The organism is Sphingopyxis sp. MG (assembly GCF_002953155.1).
Lineage (GTDB): Bacteria > Pseudomonadota > Alphaproteobacteria > Sphingomonadales > Sphingomonadaceae > Sphingopyxis > Sphingopyxis granuli.
The window spans coordinates 2,137,190-2,156,493 of the sequence record NZ_CP026381.1 but is presented as its reverse complement, the minus strand read 5'-3'; the positions used below and the strand labels follow the sequence as shown (position 1 = coordinate 2,156,493).

Here is a 19,304-nt window from a genome sequence, read left to right as displayed (position 1 = left end):
GAGAACCGGTCGAACCTCGACGCGCCCTACACCTATTTCCAGGTCGGCGTGCCCGAGCTGGGCAGCAACCAATATGTCTATGGCCTGCGCTTCCTCGACTTCTTCACCAACGTCCGCGGCGCGCCCGAAGGCGTGCTGGCGGGGGTCAACGCGCTGGTGCCGTGGCTGGGCCTCGAATCGATCACCAACACCAACGGTCAGCTCATCACCTCGGGCTTCCTCTACGATCATCCGGCCGACGGCTTCACGGGCTTCACCTTCAACGTGTCGACCTATCCGGGGCTGAAGGCGATGGCGGATCGCTCGTTCGAGGCGTTCCGCGCGCAGATGGCGCAATCCTTCCCGTCGCTCGACAATCTGCTGGCGGCGGGCGAGGGGAATCTCGAAAACTGGTGGGATGCGGTCAAGGACCTGATCGCCGACCAGCTTCCCGCCGCGCGCGGGGTGCTCGACCAGCTCGACTTCGTCGGCCTCTATCAGTCGAACGCCGCGACGCCGAGCCGCGACGAGATTCCGTTCATCCCGTTCCGCTTCCACATCCTCGCCTCCGCGACGACGATGACGCGGGCGGAGTTCGTCGCCTTCCAGATGAACGAGGCCCTGCGGCTGCGCGACGCAATACTGGCGGCGGACGACGCGCCGCCCGCGCTGCTGGCGCTCGCCGCGAGCGAGCGGGACTGGGTGAATCTGTATCTTGCCGCGCTGGAGGATGCGGGATTGCTGCGTCCCGAGGGCGAGGTGCCGCCGATCCGCACGCAGGCGCATATCGTCAGCCTGATGGCGACGCTGGCGTCGGGCATCCTCTATGGTCCGGTGGGCAGCGAAATCCGCTCGAACGGCGATTACCTCGGCTTCTTCGAGCAGGTGCGCGCGCTGTACGGCCACAAGAACGGCCAGATGGCGGCGATCGAATATATGGATCCGCGCCAGAGCCCGCGCTACACGGGCGAGGTGCCGATCCCGGCGCTTCCCGACCCCGCCGACTATGATCTGGGCCTGAGCGGTCCGACCTGGTTCGAGGCGTTCCGCGTCTATGTCCCCTGGGTCGATTTCGCGCAGCGCGGCGCGGGCCTGCCCGCCGATTTCCAGATCAACGGACCGGAGCCGGTCGACGGCGATCCGCTGGCGCAGCTCGATTTCTCGCGCTTCTTCACCAGCGGCGGCGCGGGTGGGCGGCTGGCGTCGATCACCGGGCCGCAGACGATGGACACGCTGGGCTGGCTGCCCGCGTCGGCCGAGCTTCCCTACAGCATCGGCTTCGAGAATTCGGCCGGATCGTCGCGCTACACGAACGAGATTCGTATCGTCACGCAACTCGACCCGCAGCTCGACGCGCGCAGCTTCACCTTCGGCGATATCCGCATCGGCGACATCACCATCGACGTGCCCGACGGGCGGACGAGCTTTCAGGCCGAATACGACTTCGTGCGCACGCGCGGTTTCATCCTGCGCGTCAGCGCGGTGCTCGACCTCTATCAGCAGCCCGCGAGCGCGAGCTGGCTGATCCAGGCGATCGATCCGGTGACGGGCGAGGTGCTGCAGGACACGACGCGCGGCCTGCTGGCGCCCAACAACGCGCAGGGGTCGGGCGCGGGCTTCGTTTCCTATGCGGTACGGCCGGCGGCCGACGTCGCGACGGGCGAGACCATCGCCGCGTCGGCGCGCGTGCTGATGGACGGCTTCGCGCCCGAGGACACGACGATCCTCAACCAGATGGTCGACGGCAAGGCGCCCGAAAGCCGCCTGACCGCGACGCGCATCGGCACCACCGACGATTATCGCATCGACTGGAACGTCCGCGACGACAATGGCGGGTCGGGCGTGCGCCACGTCACCCTTTATGTGGCAGAGGATGGCGGCGATTTCCGCATCTGGCAGCGGCGGCTGACCGACGCGTCGGGATCGCTGGTGTTCGAGGGCGAGGCTGGAAAGACCTATGAGTTCCTGGCGCTGGCGACCGACGTCGCGGGCAATCGCGAGGTGCCGAAGCCCGGCGTCAACGCCGTCGCCGACGGATCGGGCGTCAATCTGGGCGCGCTGCCGACCGTGCCGGGGACGACGCCGCCCAATTTCGGGCAGGCGCCCGAACCCTCGCCCGCGCCGTCGACCAACGCGCTGTTCACCGCGGCCGAAGCCAAGGTTCCCGCCGCGGCGGCGCTGTCGGCGCCCAGCGAGTTCGACGCGATATTGAGTCCGTTCATCGCGCGCGCCTTTGCCGTGGGCATCGGGCAGAGCGACGGCGGCATCGGTCCGATGGCGATCGTCGAGGCGCCCGACGGCAGCATCCTGGTTTCGGGCGGCGCCAATCGCGGCACCATCTGGCGCTTCGACGCGCGCGGCGGGGCGGCGGGCACGCCGCTCGCCGAACTCGACGTGCCGGTGTTCAACATGGCCTTCGACCTCGAAGGGCGTCTGTGGGCGACGACGGGCGGCGGCGCGCTGCTGCGGCTCGACCCCGACACCGGCGCGGTAATCGAACGTCATGGCGACGGCATTACGATCGCGATCGCGGTGCATCCCGAAAGCGGCGCGATCTATGTCTCGACCAACGCCGGCATTTCGGTCTTCGACCCCGACGACGGCAGCTTCACCCAGTGGAGCCGCGACGAGAATCTGCGTGTCGGCAGCCTCGCCTTCGACGGCGACGGCACGCTGTGGGCCGTGACCTGGCCCGACCGCAAGCAGGTCGTGCGCTTCAACGACCGCGCGCGGGCGGAGACGATGCTGACCTTCGACGCGCCCGCCGATTCGATCGCCTTCGGGCGGAGCGGAACGCGGCTCGAAGGGCTGATGTTCGTGTCGCACACCGCGGGCAAGGTCGCCGACACCGGCCTTGCCGCCGAGGGCAGCGAGCTGACGATGGTGGACATGGCGACGCTGCGCCGCATCGCGGTGGCGACGGGAGGATCGCGCGGCGACGTCGTGCATGCGACCAGCGACGGGCGGCTGCTGATCAGCCAGAGCGGGCAGGTCGATGTCGTCGCCCCGGCGACCGTGCCGGCGGTCGTCGCCACGAATCCGCCCGCCGGATCGAATGCGGTGCTGCCGATGCCGTTCCTGACCGTGACCTTCGATCAGGACATGTTCGTCGGCGCGGCCAGCGATGCCGCCTCGGTCACCAACCGCCAATATTACGAACTGACCGACGACAGCGGCAAGACGCACGCGATCCGGTCGGTCTCCTACGACGCGACGACGCGCACCGCGGTGCTGGAGGTCGGGACGTTGCTTGCCGGTTCCTACCGGCTGACGGTCAAGGCGGGGATTGCCGCCGCGACCGGCCAGCGCATGGCGGTCAATTACCAGAGCGCGTTCCAGGCGTATGACGATATTTCGATGCTGGTCGATGTCGTGTTCAGCGACACGCGGATGGACCGCCTGACCGGCACCATCTCCTACAAGGTGACGATCACCAACCGCACCGACGGGCCGATCACGCTGCCGGCGCTGTTGACCATCGATCCGCTCGGCGGCTTTCCGGGCGTTCCGACCGACGCCTCCGGACGCACCGACGACGGCCGCTGGCTGGTCGATCTGGCTTCGGCGCTGCCGCCGGGCGGCGTGCTGGAGGCCGGGCAGAGCACGAGCGGCCGCACCGTGTCGATCACCGCGCCGGGCGACCGGCGGCTGGAGTTCGCCGCGGGCATCGTCGCCGGCACGCTGCCCAACACCGCGCCGAGCTTCACCAGTCAGGCGCCCGACCGCGCCAGGGTCGGCCAGGCCTTCGCCTATCAGGCCGCCGCGAGCGATGCCGAGGGGCAGACGGTCGTCTTCGGCCTGCTGACCCATCCCGACGGCATGACCATCGACGCCGACACCGGGCTGATCCGCTGGACGCCCGGGCCCGACAGCCCGGCGAGCGTCGCCGTGGTGGTCGAAGCCTTCGATTCGCGCGGGGCGGTGTCGCTTCAGCGCTTCGTGCTGGCGGTCGAAGGCGGCAACAGCGCGCCCGAGTTCCGCAACGCGCCGATACGCGTCGAGGGAGCGGAAGGGCAATTGTTCGAATTCCAGCTTGCCGCCACCGACGCCGATTTCGATCCGCTCACCTATTGGGTCGACGGCCTGCCCGCCGGCGCGAGCTTCGACCCGGTGACGCGCATGTTCAGCTGGCTCACCGACTATCGCTCGGCGGGCACCTATGACGTGCGCTTCTATGTCACCGACGGGATCAGCCGGGACGAGGCGCTGATCTCGCTGGTCGTTGCCGACCGCAATCAGCCGCCGCAGGTGGTGCCGGTCGCCGACCGCAGCGCCCGCGAAGGCGATTTCATCCGCTTCCGCATCAACGCGACCGCCGACAGCGACCGGCCGCTGACCTTCTCCAGCCCCTCGCTGCCGTTCGGCGCGACGCTGAACCCGACGACCGGCGCGTTCGAATGGACGCCGACCTATATCCAGGCCGGCGACTACAACGTCACCTTCGACGTCAGCGATGGCGAAACCACGGTGCGCTTCACGACGAAGATCACGGTACTCAACGCCAATGCGGCGCCGGTGTTCGACCAGCTCGACGGGTGGCAGGTGCTCGAAGGCCAGCTTCTGGTCTTCAAGGCGTTCGCCTTCGATCCCGACAATCCCTATTACACGCCCGCGCTGCGCAACATGCAGACCGGCGAGGTCGTGGCGACCACCAGCCTGCCCAAGACGGTGACGGTCGAGCTGTTGTCGGCGCTACCGCCGGGCGCGACCTTCGACCCCGAGACCATGGAGCTGCGCTGGACGCCCGACAATGCGCAGGCCGGCGATTACGAGCTGCGCTTCCGCGCCACCGACACGGGCGACGGCGACGAGCCGCCGCTGTCGACCGAGATCACGGTGCCGATCCGCGTGTTCAACCAGAACCGCCGCCCCGAAGTGCGGACGATCGAGAATGTCACCGTGGCCAAGGACACGGTGGTCGAGATTCCGGTTTCGGCCTTCGACGCCGACGGCAATCCGTTGCGCCTCGCGGCGATCAACGAAAGCCCGTTCCAGCCGCTGCCGCCCTTCATCACCTTCGTCGACAATGGCGACGGCACCGGCGTGATGCGGATCGCGCCGGGCGCGAACCATCGCGGCGACCATGCGGTGACGGTGACCGCGACCGACGACGGCGACGGCACCGGGATCCCGCTGACCGGCGCCTATACCTTCATCATTTCGGTCACGAGCCCCAACGAAGCGCCGGTGATCGGCCATATCGGCAATCTGGTCGCGGTGGCCGGTCAAAAGCTGACGGCGACGATCGACGTTCGCGACATGGACCAGGATGCCTTGTCCTATGCGCTGTCGGGCCTGCCCGGCGCGACCGTGACGCCGACCTCCGTCTATGGCCGCGTGACGCTGGAGTGGACGCCGACGGCGGCTGAGATCGGCAGCTATGACGCCAGCCTGACCGTCACCGACAGCGGCAACGGCGTCACGCTGGCGGCCAGCGACACGCGGGCATTCCGCGTCGTCGTCCGCGCCGCCAACAGCGGCCCGCAACTGACCCCGGTCGGCGACAAGGCGATCGCCGAGGGCGAGGAACTGCTGTTCAGCCTGCGCGGGATCGACGCCGACGGCGACGACATCAGCTTCACGATGGAGGGTGCGCCCGAGGGCGCGACGCTCGATCCGGTGACCGGTCTGTTCCGCTGGAAACCGGCGCTGAACGCCGCCGGCAGCTACCAGATCCTGTTCGCGGCCGGCGACGGCCATTCGCGCAGCACCGAGCGGGTGACGATCACCGTCGCCAACGCGAACCAGACGCCGCTGTTCGTGCCGATGGCGACGCAATTGCTGCGCGAGGGCGCCGCGTCGACCTTCACCGTCGTCGCGGCCGATGGCGACGGCGATCCGCTGTCGCTGTCGGTGGTCAGCGGCCTGCCCGCGGGCGCGCTGTTCGTCGCGGCGCGCGGCGAGCTGCAATGGACGCCCGGCTATGACCAGGCGGGCGATCATCTGATCCGCTTTGCCGCGACCGATCCGTCGGGCGCGGTCGGCACCATCGACGTGCTGGTGCGCGTCGCCAATGTGAACCGCGCGCCCACGATCACCGAGGGTTATCATGCCTTCCTGATCGGCGAGGAAAAGCGCTTCCGCATCGCGGCGCAGGACCCCGACAGCGACGACACGCTGACCTTCAGCGCCGAAAACCTGCCCGAGGGCGCGATGATCGACGCCGCGACGGGCGAGTTCGTCTGGATGCCGGGACCGGGGCAGGCGGGCGACTATGTCGTGACGCTGATCGTCAGCGACGGGCGCGCGACGACGCGGCGGACCGTGCTGATGCGGGCGCAGCTCGAACCCGCGGCGCCGACGCTGCGGATCGAGACGACCCCCAGCTTCGCCGCGACGCCGGGGCAGAAGGTGCTGCTCCATCCGACGGCGGACAGCCTGTCCGACATCGTGTCGCTGCGCCTGTGGGTCGACGGGCAGGAGGTCGCGCTCGACGCCAATGGACGCGCGACGATCACGGCCGGCAATCCCGGCAAATATTGGGTGCGCGCGACGGCGGTCGATGCCGATGGCGGAACCGCGACGGTCGAGCAATGGCTGAAGGTCCGCGATCCCGCCGACAAGGCGGCGCCGGTCGTCGCGTTCGGCGGCGGGATCGACGCGATGATCGTGCGCGGCGCGCTCGACGTGCGCGGCAGCATCGCCGACACCAATCTCGATTTCTGGACGCTGCAACTGATCGGCGCCGACGGCAGCGTGCAGGACGTCGCACGCGGCGACGCGGCCGCCGACGGCGTGCTGGCGACGCTCGACGGACGGCGGCTGGCTGACGGCTTCTATACGCTGCGTCTGACCGGGCGCGACATTTCGGGACGCACGAGCGTCGCGAGCGCAGCGGTCGAGGTGCGCACCGGCGCCGACAAGCTGGGGCGCTATCAATCGACCCATGTCGATGTTTCGGCGCAGCTCGGCAGCGTGCCGTTCGCGCTGACCCGCGCCTATGACAGCCTGACCGGCGAATGGATCTTCCTGGGCCTCGACGTCGCGATGGAAACCAACGCCGGGACGCTGCCCGGCGTCGGCGGGGCGCTGCCCGGTTTCGAGCAGGGCACGCGGCTGATGCTGACGCTGCCGACCGGCGAGCGCGCGGGCTTCACCTTCCGCCCGGTGGCGGAGACGATCGGTTCGGTGACCTTCTATCGCCCCGCCTGGGTGGCGGACAGCGGCAACGGCTGGACGTTGCAGTCGATCGACCGCCAGCTTCGCAAGGTCGGCGGAGCCTATTTCGATGTCGAGACCGGGCTGGCCTACAACCCGGCGTCGCCGGTCTACGGCAACCGCGACTATGTGCTGAAGGGACCGGACGGCACGACCTACGTGATCGACAGCGGCAACGGCACGGTAGAAATCCGGTCGGCCGCGGGAATGCTTCTGGTCGGCGATGGCGGCGTGACCGCGCTGGGCGGCGCGGCGCTCCAGTTCCTGCGCGATGCGGCGGGCCGCGTCGTGCAGGTGACCGGACCCGGTGGGTCGGCCACCGTCTATGAATATGACGACGCCGGGCGGCTGACCGCGGTGCGCGACCTCGCGACCGGGGCGGGGGTCCGCTACGGCTATGTCGACGGGCGGCTCGCCATCGAGATTCCGTCCGATGGCGAGGGGCGGCGCATCGACTATGCCGCCGACGGCAGCGTCACGACCAGCGTCGTGCGCGACGATCTGGGCAGCGCCGCGGCCTTCACCGGCAAACCCTTCGCCGGCACGCTGCCCGCCGGGGGCGGCAGCGACAGCTATGCCTTCACCGTGCGCGCGAGCGAGATCGCGGGGATGGAGAGCGGCGCGTTGATCCTGCGGGTCGCGACCACGGGCGATGCGATCCCCGAAATCGCCGGGCTGACCGCCATCGCCAGCAGCGTGTCGGGCGGCCAGCGGGTCACGCTGTTCGCGCTGCGCGAGGCCGGACTGCACGAACTGATCGTGACCGGCGCCGGTGCCTATGGCGTCGAGATGCGCATCGCCGGCGACATCAATGGCGACGGCAGGGTCGACGGCGTCGACAGCGCGGCGGTGATCGCGGCGCTGGCGGGCGCCGATGTCGACGGCGATGGCGTCGTCGATGCCACCGACACGCAGCTCGTCGCGGCCAACTACGGCTTCCGCGCCAACCAGGCGCCGGTGATCGCCGACGCCATCGATGCGGTGAAGACCCACGTCGACCTGTCGGCCTGGATCGACCTGGGCAAGGTCGCGACCGATCCCGACGGCGACCGCCTCTATTACCGGATCGTCGGCGTCACCGGCGGCTCGGCGGTGCTGACCGCCGACGGCCGCTCGGTCGTCTTCACCCCCGACGCCGGGTACAGCGGCGCGGCCGCAATCCGGATTTCCGCCGACGACGGCTTCGGCACCTCGGCCGAGGGCGTGATCGACATCGCGGTGTCCGACGCGCGGCTGGTCGCGATCGATTTCGACCTGCGCCGCGTCCGCTTCGCCGAAGAAGGCGGGGTGGCGCCGATCATGGTGATCGGTCAGTTCGAGGATCAGGCCGACGTCTATCTGCCGCTATCCTATCTGAACGTGACGGTCGCCAACCCCGAGGTGGTGCGCTGGGGCGACGATGGGCTGCTGACCGCGCTGCGCGACGGCGCGACCTATATCAAGGTCGAGCGGGGCAGCATCGCGGCGGCGACGGTCGTCACCGTCGGGTCGCCGAAGGACGGCGACGAGATATTGACCGCCGTCTACAATATCGACGCCTATCCCGACAATGTGACGATGATGGCGGGCGGCGCGACGCGCCGGATCGTCACCGCGCAGGACCCCGAAAAGCAGTATTTCCTCGACGGCGCGGAAGCCGGGACCACCTATGTTTCGGGCGACACCGCCGTGGTCACGGTCGATGCCGACGGCGTGATGCGCGCGGTCGGTCCGGGGGTGACGACCGTCACCGTCATCAACCGCTTCGGCGAGGACCGCATCGAGGTGCGCGTGTCCGATCCGATCGTCGGCAATGTCGTGCAGATCGGCAAGGACGGCGCGATCGTCGCCAATACCGACGGCATCACCATCGGCTTCGGCCCCGGCGGGCTGGACGGCGACGCGACGGTGACGATCGAGTCGATCGCCCTTGATGACCTGCCGGTCGCGATGCCCAACGAGGATATCTTCGATTTCGTCGGCGCGTTCGAATTCGATGTCGCGGGCGCCGAATTGACCGGCCCCGTGCAGCTGGCGGTACCGGCCGCCGGCGGTGTCGGCGCGGTGGGCGACGAGGTCTGGTTCTTCCAGAAGATGCTGCTGCCGGTCGGCGAAAACGGCGCCGAGGTCGAGGTGTGGACCGTCATCGATTCGGGCCGCATCGACGAAGACGGCATGGCGCGCGCCGAATCGCCGCCGTTCCCCGGCCTGACGCGGCGCGGCCAGATTCTGGTGGCGCGGGTCGCGTCGCCGCTGCCGCGCATCCAGCTCGACCCCGGCTATGCCGCCGCGCTGACCGCGATCATGGTCCCGGCGCTCGGCATCGCGGCGTCGGGCGGCCTCGGCGGCGCGGTCGTCGGTCTGGGTCTTGGCGCGACGGCGATCGCGCTGATGGCCGCGCCGACGCTGTTCGGGCTCGCGGAGCTCGAGGTATGGCGCACCTATGCCGATGGGGAGGTTCTGAAAACGACGCTCGACGTCACCATCTCTCCGACCGACCTTTACACCAAGGTCACGGCCACGGTGCCGACGCCCAAGAAGATCAGCGACGGCACGCCGGAGATATTGGGCGGCACCGTGCAATTCGTGGACGGCAAGCCGGTCGCGGTGCTGACGGGGCGCAATTTCATCTATCCCGCCGCGACGGCGGCGCTGGGGGCGACGACGGCGGGCGACAGCTTCGCCGACATGCGCGTGGTGCTGCGCAACGGCAGCCAGGAGATCGTCCTGACCAGCGACAAGATCCGCGTGCGCGAAGGCGGGACGCAGGATTTCGCGGTCGTCGAGTTCGACGTGCCGCAGCGCGTCCTGCTGGGCGTCACGGAAATCCGCGTCGAACGGCCCGCCGCCGGCACGATGCTGGACGCCAAGGGGCGGATTCCCGCGAACGCCCAATATGTGGCGAGCAAGACGATCACCATTGACAACAAGGGCGGCTTTGCCTTCGCGGGCGATGCCAGCGGCGTCCAGATCATCGACCTTGCGCGCAAGGACGAAGGCGGCGCCGACCTGCTGGTGGGGCGGATCGAGTTGGGCGCGCCCGTGACCGAAATCGTCGTGACGACCGACCTCGGAAGCGCCTTCGTGGCGACCCAGAAGGGCATTGCGATCATCGATACGCTGACGCTTCAGCAATATGACGCCGATTTCGACACGCCCGAAGTGGACATGATCGAAATCCCGGGCGGGGTGACCACGCTCGCGGTCGATCCCAACAACCGCTACCTCTACGTCGGCGGGCTCGGCAAGGTCTACATCATCGACATCGACCCCGGTTCGGCGACCTACCTGCAACTGCTGGAGAATGAAACGCACGCGATCAACGTCGCGATCCGCAGCGGCGGCGAGGAGTTCGGCCACATCACCAGCATGGCGATCAACGCCGACGGCACGCGCCTCTATGTCGGCGTGCCGGTGTCGGAGATGTACGGGCCGCGCGGCTGGACCAACTATGGCAAGGACCATGGGCTGGTCATGGTCATCAACGTCGACGACCGCGACCGTCCGAAGGCCGGCCAGCCCAACGCCCGCAAGTGGCGCGAGGTGATCGGCAAGATCGACGGCGGCGTCGAGGTCTATGACATCCAGGCGACGGCGGAAGCCGACAAGATGGTGTTCGTGTCGCGCGGCGATACGCGCAACGGCGTCCACCTGCTGAGCGTCACCAACAACAATCCGATCAATTTCCAGGTCAAGCATGTCGGCGTGGCGCCGGTGATCAACGAGGGGCCGATCGGCGTCCGCGACGTCATCAACAGCATCGCCGGCATCTATTATTCATCGACCAAGCGCGTGACGCAGGGCCAGATCTTCGACCTCGACATCCGCAACGCCGCGGGCATCGCGGTGACGCCCGACCTCAGCTACATGTTCGTCGCCGACTGGGGGTTGCCCGTCTATATGTGGTACGGCGACCAGACCGTCGCCCGCGATGTCGATGCGCTGCACCAGACCGGGTCGAAGATCATGGTCATCAAGAATCCCTTCTCCGCCGCGCCGGAGATCGTGGGATCGACGACGCCGATTCCGCTGGCGTTCCTGGAGGAACTGCGCGTCGACAGTTCGGGGCAGAAACTCTACGCCAACTATCGCGGCCTCGGGAACATCGTCGTCCTCGACATCGACGTGATCCGGGGCATCACGCCGGGGGCGAAGGACACCGACGGCAGCTACAAGTGGAAGCAGACGCCGATCGACAACGTCAATTTCGGGCATCCCGACATCTATCCGATCGATCCGGAAAATCCGGGCAGCTTCGACGATCCGACCAACCCGCCCAACTATCTGTCGATCAACGTCGCCAGGCATGGGCGCGGGCTGGCGTTGCAGCAGCTCGACGCGCTCGAACTGCTCGCGCCGCTCGGCAAGCAGGACCTGCATGGCGCCAGTGCTCCGCCGCTGACCTTCGAATGGCGGCTCGATTCGACGCTGACCGGTACGAAGAACGCCAAGGCGAAGCTCTACGTCAGTTCGCTGCTCCCCGGATCGGGCCTGTGGCCCGACGATCCGCCGTCGATCCGCAACCTGTTCGACAGCGATCCGTCCGCCGCATCGATGGCCGGGGATCACCATCCCAACCGCATCCTGACGACGCGCGAACTCGACCCGGGGGCCTATCTGGTCAAGGCCGACGGCACGGTGGTCAAGCTGCCCGACGACCCGAACAATCCGCTCGACGGCCAGACCTGGCAGGTCACTTTCTCGCCCGAATATGCGAAGGCGATGACCGCGGGACAGCGTTACTACTGGGGCGTCGAAATCGTCGGCAAGGGCATGCGCGAAGCCGCGTCGTGGCAGGTCAAGGAAGTGGTGGCCGACGCCCCGTTCAACGGCGTCACGCTGCTCACCCACGGCTTCCAGCTCGGCCTCGGCATGATGAACTCGCCCGCGCTGTTCGGGTCGGCGTTCGAGCAGGACGGCGGTGTTTTCACCGACATGGCGGGCTTCATCACCGACGCCAGCGGCGGCGGCGTGGTGCTTTTCTACGACGGCAAGACCGGCGACTGGGTCGACCGCACGACGGGCAAGCGCAACGCCGCCGCGCTTGCCGAAGCGCGCGGCAAGGCGATCGTGCTGGTCAGCGACTGGTCGAGCCAGTCGGACATCACCGACACCGGCTTTGCGGAGGCCGCGGCCGATGCGCTGTTCGCGTCGCTGGTCGAGCTCAACCGCGCGTCGGGCGGCGGGATATTCCAGTCGCCGCTGCACTTCGTCGGGCACAACCGCGGCTCGGTCGTCAATTCGGAGATCATCCAGCGGCTCGGCACCTATTTCGAGGGTGCGGGGGGCGAGGACGGCATCCACATGACGACGCTGGACCCGCACGACTTCAAGCAGGACGCGCTCAACATCCCGCTGACGGACCTCGTCGAACTTCTGTTAAGCGCGGCTTCGGCGGCTACCTTCATGTTCCCGCCGCTTTCCAAGACGATCAATTACGTCAGCAAGGCCTTCACCAAGCTGATGAAGGTGGTGGGCAAGCTGGGGCTGAAACTCAATCCGGTCGAATTCGCCGACTTCTCCGATCCCACGGTGCAGGTCTGGAGCAACGTCAAGTTCGCCGACAATTATTACCAGGCGACGGGACTGACCGAGGTCAAGCTGTCGGAAATCACCGTGGGCGGCAAGACGATCACGCTGCTGCCCGACAGGATCACCGGCCCGATGAAGAAATATATCTTCACCGCGACGATGAACGGCCGGTCGCTGGTCAACAACGCGCCCGGATCGGCCGGAGGCGCCTTCACGCCCAACCGCCCCAATCTCGACGTCAACCTCGAAGGCATTTCGGGGATACAGGGCGACGACACGCTGTTCGCGATGTTCGGCCTCGGCGGACCCGACAGCCGCATCCTCCATTGGTACGCCGGCACCATCAACACCAACGTCGACAATATTCAGGGCTATCCGATCTTCCGCCGCGTCGTCGACGAGGGCCGCAGCACCTATGCGCTGGGCATCGAGACGCAGGAATTCGGCACCGCACCCTGGTATCAGGTCTATCCGGTGCTGGTGTCCGGCGGGAAGGGCGGATCGAGCGGCGCGCTCGACGGCTTCGTCTCTCCCGCGATCTGGGACGGCATCGGCACCGGCTGGTTCTTCAGCGCGGTCGGCGGGGGCGCCGGGGTGCGGCCGGGAGCGATCGGCACCATCTCGCCCGTCTATGACAACGGCAAGGTGGCGAGCGCCGACAATGACGCGGCGGTGCCGACGATCTTCAACGGGGATTTTGAAAGCGGCACCAAGCAGGCGATCACCAGCTTCCTTCAGAATTTCATCTTCGATTCGGGCTATGGACGCTTTCCGCTGTCCTATGAACTGCCCGGCTGGTCCTATCACGGCGGGTCGGGGTTCAAGCTGAACACCCAGGGCACGCTCTTCGGCTATCCGTTCCCCGATATCGACATCACCGGCATCTTCACCGTCCAGACCAGCCTTTCCACCCTGTTCAAGGAGGTGATGAACAACGTCCTGAAGAAATGGGCGGATATTCTCGCGACCAAGCTGGCCAGCGCCTTCATCCAGGAAAAGCACGGCGGACCGCCGATTCCGACGTCGGAATCGTCGGAAGGATACCGGCAATGGTACAATGAATATTGGCTCGAACGCGCGGCGGGCGATTTCAGCCAGGGCAAGGCCGCGCTGCAGGCGATGGCGACGGTCCAGATCATCCAGGCGATCGACAATCTGATCGGCCGGCTGCTCGACGCCGGGGTCAGCTTCAATACCGAGGACGGCATCGTCACCAAGGATTTCTCGCTGTCCAAGCTGTATGAAAAGTCGGCGACCGCCGACAAGGCGGGGCTGGACGGCGTCGCGTCGCTGATCACCCAGGTGTTCAACGCCTATATGGACCATTTCTTCCCGCAGCAGTCCGACTATGCGCTCATCATGGGCGGGCAGAAGCTGCTCAAGGATTTCATGTCGACGATGATCGAAACCAGCGCGATGCTGGCTGGAATCGATCCGACCTCCGGCGACGTCCAGCGCGCCGAGACGGCGGCGCATGAATTCATCGACAAGGTGGTGAATTTCAGCGCGATCACCCACAATCGCCTCTATGTGCCGGCCAATGCGAATTATCTGACGTTCGACACCTTCGTGCCGTGGATGATGACGGCCAATGCCGCGATCAAGGTGACCTTCACGCCGGTGGATTCCAGCCTCGGCTCGCACAGCGAGATCGTTCAGCTCAAGCCCGGCTTCATGTCGAACAACAGCTACAGCGTCGAAGTGCCGCAGGCCTATAAGGGCAAGGTCATCACCTTCACGCTCGAGCCGGTGGACATGGAAAACACCGCCACCATCGAGCACGCCTTCATGGAGCCTTCCGGGATCGAATATCGCATCCTGTGGCCCAAGACGGCGGAAGGATCGCGGCTGCTGAGCGAGCTCGATGCCGACCAGATGCGGCTGCTGGAACAGCAGGGCGACTGGCTGGTCAAGCATCCCGACGTCAAGGTCCGCATCTATGGCTATGCCGACGAGCGCGGGGACGTGGCCTATAACGACCAGCTCGGGCTCGATCGCGCGGCGGCGATCACGCAGTTCCTGCGCAAATATCTGGCCGACCGCAACGCGCATCCCGAACGCGTGCTCGATCCGATCAGCCGCGGCGAGCGCTTCCCCAGCATGCAGGAGAAGGACACGGAAACGCGCTGGACGATGGACCGCCGGACCGAAATGCTGGTGGAAACATGGGATGGCGTCCCGACCAGCGGCGTCGACAGGACCATCGACCTGTCGGAGACGCTGAGCCAGATCTTCCTGCTCGACGCCGTGCGCTTCACGGCCGTGAAGTCGGGCTCGCCGATCCTGCTCGACCCCAGGGACATGGTGACGACGTCGGCGGTGGAACCGCTGACCGCGGACCAGCTCGCGCCGATCGTCACCGCGGCGCAGGCGCGCTGGGTCGCGTCGGGGCTGATCGACGGCGCGGGCGCTGCGCTCGACCGGATCACGGTCGAGATCGGCGAACTGCCCGACGGCGCGCTCGCCCGGTTCGAGAACGGCGTCATCACGATCGACGCGGATGCCGCGGGCCGCGGCTGGTTCGTCGATACGACGCCGATGGACGACGCGGAATATGAAGGCGGAACGCTGGCGCAGCTGCTCGCCGCCGCGCTGGGCAGCGAAGCCGAGGGCAAGGTCGACCTGCTGACCGTCGTGATGCACGAGATGGGGCATGCGTTGCGGCTCGACGACGTGCCGACCAGCCAGCCGACGCGGTTGATGACCGAGATGATCCGGCTCGGCGAACGGCGCCTGCCGAGCGCCGCCGATGTGCCCGACGCGACGAAGCCCGCGACGCCGCAGGGCGACACCGGCACGCCGCCGCCGACGATCACCCTGTCGTCGACGCCGGGCGGCGCGGGCGTGCTCGCGGTCCCGCCGGGCAGCGGATTGCCGCTGGCGTCGGGACCCGTGGTCACCACGCTCACCAACGGCGATTTCGCCGCCGCGGACGGCTGGAGCGCCTTCGGCGGCGCGAGCGTCACGGGCAGCGAGGGCGTGCTTGCCGAGGACGGGCGCTATCTGTCCTATCTGCGCCAGGCCTTCGCCATTCCCGACGGCGCGACGGAGATCAGCTTCGTCATCCGCTCAGCCACGCTCGGCACCAACGGCAGCCTGCCGCCCGACGCGTTCGAGGTCGCGTTGCTCGACCCGGTCACCGGCCGGTCTCTGCTCGGCGCGCTCGACGGGCTGGACCTGACCGATGCGTTCCTCAACCTGCAGGCCGACGGGACGCTGCACCTTGCGCAGGGGGTCAGCGTAACCGGGACGCCCGGCAGCGGGTCGGCGGTCGTGACCGTGTCGCTGCTCGGCGTGGCGCGCGGCAACGGCGCCCTGCTGTCGTTCGACCTGATCGGCATGGGCGATCAGGACAGCCGGGTCGTCATCGACGATGTGACCTTCCGCACCGTGCCCAACCAGGCGCCGGTCGCGGTCGACGACGCCGTGGAAGTCGATGAGGACGGTTCTGTCCTGATCGATATGCTCGCCAACGACAGCGATGCCGACGGCGATGCGCTGACCGTCGCCATCCTGACCGGCCCGACGCGCGGCACGCTGTTGCCGCCGACGGTGCCGGGCGGGCCGTGGACCTATGTGCCCGATGCCGATTTCTTCGGGACCGACAGCTTTACCTACACGATCACCGACGGGCTGAGCACACCGGTCTCCGCGACCGTTTCGATCACCGTCAACCCGGTGAACGATGCGCCGGTCCTGGAGCCGGTGGCGAATCGCAGCGTGGTCGAAGGCACGGCGCTGTCGGTGCAGCTTGCCGCGACCGATGTCGACGATGCGGCGGCAGCGCTGACCTGGACGCTCGTCGAAGGGCCGGCCGGGATGACGCTGTCGTCGAACGGCCTGCTCGCCTGGACGGCGGCGGGGCTGGGCGACCGGACCGTGACGGTTCGCGTCACCGATGCCGCTGGCCTGTCGGCCGAACGCAGCTTCCTGCTTCGGGTGACGCCGGTCGGCAACGAAGCGCCGGTTCTGGCGCCGATCGCGCCGCAGAGCGTCGAACAGGGCAAGGCGCTGACCGTGCCGCTGTCGGCGAGCGACGCCGATGACGCGGCGGAGACGCTGGTCTGGTCGCTGGTCAGCGGTCCTGCGGGTGCGACCGTGGGCGCCGACGGCGTGTTCCATTGGGTCGCGACCGGCGCGGCCGGGCCGCGCGAGGTGGTGGTGCGCGTAACCGATCCGAAGGGCGCGTTCAGCGAGCAACGCTTCACCATCACCGTGGCGGCGGCGGCCAACGAAGCACCGGTGCTGGCGCCGATCCCCGCGCAGAGCATAGAGCGCGGGCGGCTGCTGAACGTCGCGCTGTCCGCGAGCGATGCCGACGACGCGGCGGAGACGCTGGTTTATAGCCTCGTCAGCGGTCCCGCAGGGGCGCGGGTGACGGCGGACGGGCGGTTCGAGTGGATCGCCGCAGGTGCCGCCGACACGCAGATGGTGACGGTGCGCGTGACCGATCCCAAGGGGGCGTTCAGCGAGCAGAGCTTCGCCATTGCCCTGCTTGCCAGTTCCAACCTGCCGCCGGTGATCTCCCCCGTGGCGGGCATCGTGGTGGACGAAGGGCAGGCCGTTTCGGTCCAGCTGGCCGCCAGCGATCCCGATGGCGACGCGAGTGCGCTCGTCTGGACGCTGGTGTCGGGGCCGGAGGGAGCGAGTATCGACGCCAGCGGCCGGTTCACCTGGCAGGCGCTCGACGGCGATGCGACGGTGCCGGTCGTCGTCCGCGTGACCGATGCGGGCGGCGCGTCGGCCGAACTCGCCTTTGCCATCGCAGTCCGCGACGTCGCGCCGACGCTGTCGGTGACCGGCGAAGCGACGGGGCAGGTCGCGCAGAGCTATACCGTGCTGCTCGGCGCCGTCGATCCCGGTCAGGACACGCCGATCGAGTGGATCATCGACTGGGGCGACGGCTCTACGCCGACGCGGATCGTCGGCACCGCCACGGCGGCAAGCCACGACTATGCGGTGGCGGGCAACTATGTCGTCCGGGCGACACTGGTCAACGAGGACGGCAGCTTTGCCGCCGTGCCGCTGGCGCTGTCGATCGCCGATCAGCCGCAGACGCCGCCGCTTCAGGTGACGCAGGCGACGATCGCCGACGGTATCCTGACGATCCGCTTCTCGCAGCCGCTGGGCGCCGAGCAGGCCGGGCGGACGGTGACGCTGGTCGGCGAGCGCTTCGGGGCGATTGCGGCGACGATCCGTTACGACGCCGATGGACAGGGCTTCACCCTGTCGCGCACCGACGGCAAGCCGCTGCAATACGACCGCTACAGCCTGTTCATCGGCGACGACGGCTTCCTGAGCCGTGACGGCCGGTTGCTCGACGGCGATGGCGATGGGGCCGAGGGCGGCGACTATCGCGCCTCGATCCTGTTCGCGCGCGCCGCGGCGGGAACCGCCGAGCTGCCCGACTTCGTGCGCGGGCCCGGCGAGCAGGTCGATGTGCCGCTGGCCGACCGTGCGGGCCTGCAGGTGCGCTTCACCAGCGAGGGCGGGGTCAGGACGCTGTCCTTCCGCGTCACCTACGACCCGGCGCTGCTGACGATCGACGGCATATTGCGCGGGGCCGATCTTCCGGCCGACGCGGTCGTCGACTTCCGCGCCGAAGCCGCGCCGGGCGGCAAGCGCGTGGCGATCGTCTCGATCGTCAGCGACACGCCGATCCCGGCGGGCGCGATCTGGCTGCTCAGCTTCGACGCGCGCGTTCCGGCCGACGCACCCTATGGCGCGAGTGAGCGGCTGACGGTCACCGTCGACAGCATCAACGCGGCGGCGCCGAGTTCGACGCGCATGGACGAGGCGGTGCAACTTGTCGGCTTCCTCGACGACCGCTCGCCCGAATTCGACGCGCTGCGCCAGGTCGAGCGAGTCGTCGACGGCCTGCCGATCCTGTCGTCTTCGTCGGCGGAGCGGCCGCATTTCGATGCCGTTACCTATGGCACGCACGCGGCGGTCGCCAAATGGGCGGGCGACATCCATGCCACCGCTTCGGGCAAGACGAAGAAGGCCAAGGAGATCGCCGCCGCGAAGGATGCCGCGCGCAAGAAGGACGCCAAGGCTGAAACCGCGCCAGCCGCTCCGCGCGGCAGGCAGACCGCCGTGGCGACGATCGACTTCGGCGCCACGCCGGTGCTGATCGCGAAAACCGAAGCGCCGGAGCAGGTCGATGCGCCGCTGGTACAGTGGCTCGCCGGCGCGGTGGATGACGGCGACGCGCTCGACCTGATGCCGGTGGCGCTGCCGGCGCTGCTGCTCGACCGCCGTTCCGATCCGCGCCCGCGCCGCGGCAAGGGCCGCAGGAACAAGGATCGTAAATGATGAGCGACGACAAGCGACCGGCGAAGGCGAAAGCGGGTGGACGCGCGGCGGCCGGCAAGAACACGCCCGCGCCGCCGCCGCGTCAGCAGACGCTGAAGTTCCGCACCGACAATCTGAAGAGCAGCTATTGCAACATGGCCAACGTCACCTCGACCCGCGAAGAGGTGGTGCTGAATTTCGGGGTCAATCAGAATTGGGACCAGCCCGGCGCCGCGCCGGGACCGCTCGAGGTCGATGTCCAGCACCGCGTGATCCTCAGCCCCTTTGCCGCGAAGCGCCTCAGCGATGCGCTGGGCCAGTTGGTGCGCGATTATGAGCAGCGCTATGGCCCGCTCGGCTGA

The 19,304-nt window shown here is 68.1% G+C and carries 2 protein-coding genes (1 of these 2 cut by a window edge); both read left to right on the top strand.

Going from position 1 to position 19,304, the window contains the following annotated elements; genetic code table 11:
- Positions 1-18,963: the 3' portion of a CARDB domain-containing protein gene (locus C3E99_RS09965; protein WP_158682247.1), read on the top strand. The gene continues 18,072 nt to the left of window position 1, outside the view; only the last 18,963 of its 37,035 coding nucleotides appear in the window; its start codon lies off the left edge, out of view; the stop codon is at positions 18,961-18,963.
- Positions 18,960-19,304, top strand: a complete 345-nt coding sequence (locus tag C3E99_RS09960; protein WP_234002437.1) for a DUF3467 domain-containing protein — start codon at positions 18,960-18,962, stop codon at positions 19,302-19,304. Before C3E99_RS09965 ends, C3E99_RS09960 begins: the two co-directional genes overlap by 4 nt.

Coding starts and splice junctions, on each gene's coding strand:
- C3E99_RS09960 (WP_234002437.1), top strand. CDS start 18,960: ATGATGAGCGACGACAAGCGACCGGCGAAGGCGAAAGCGGGTGGACGC.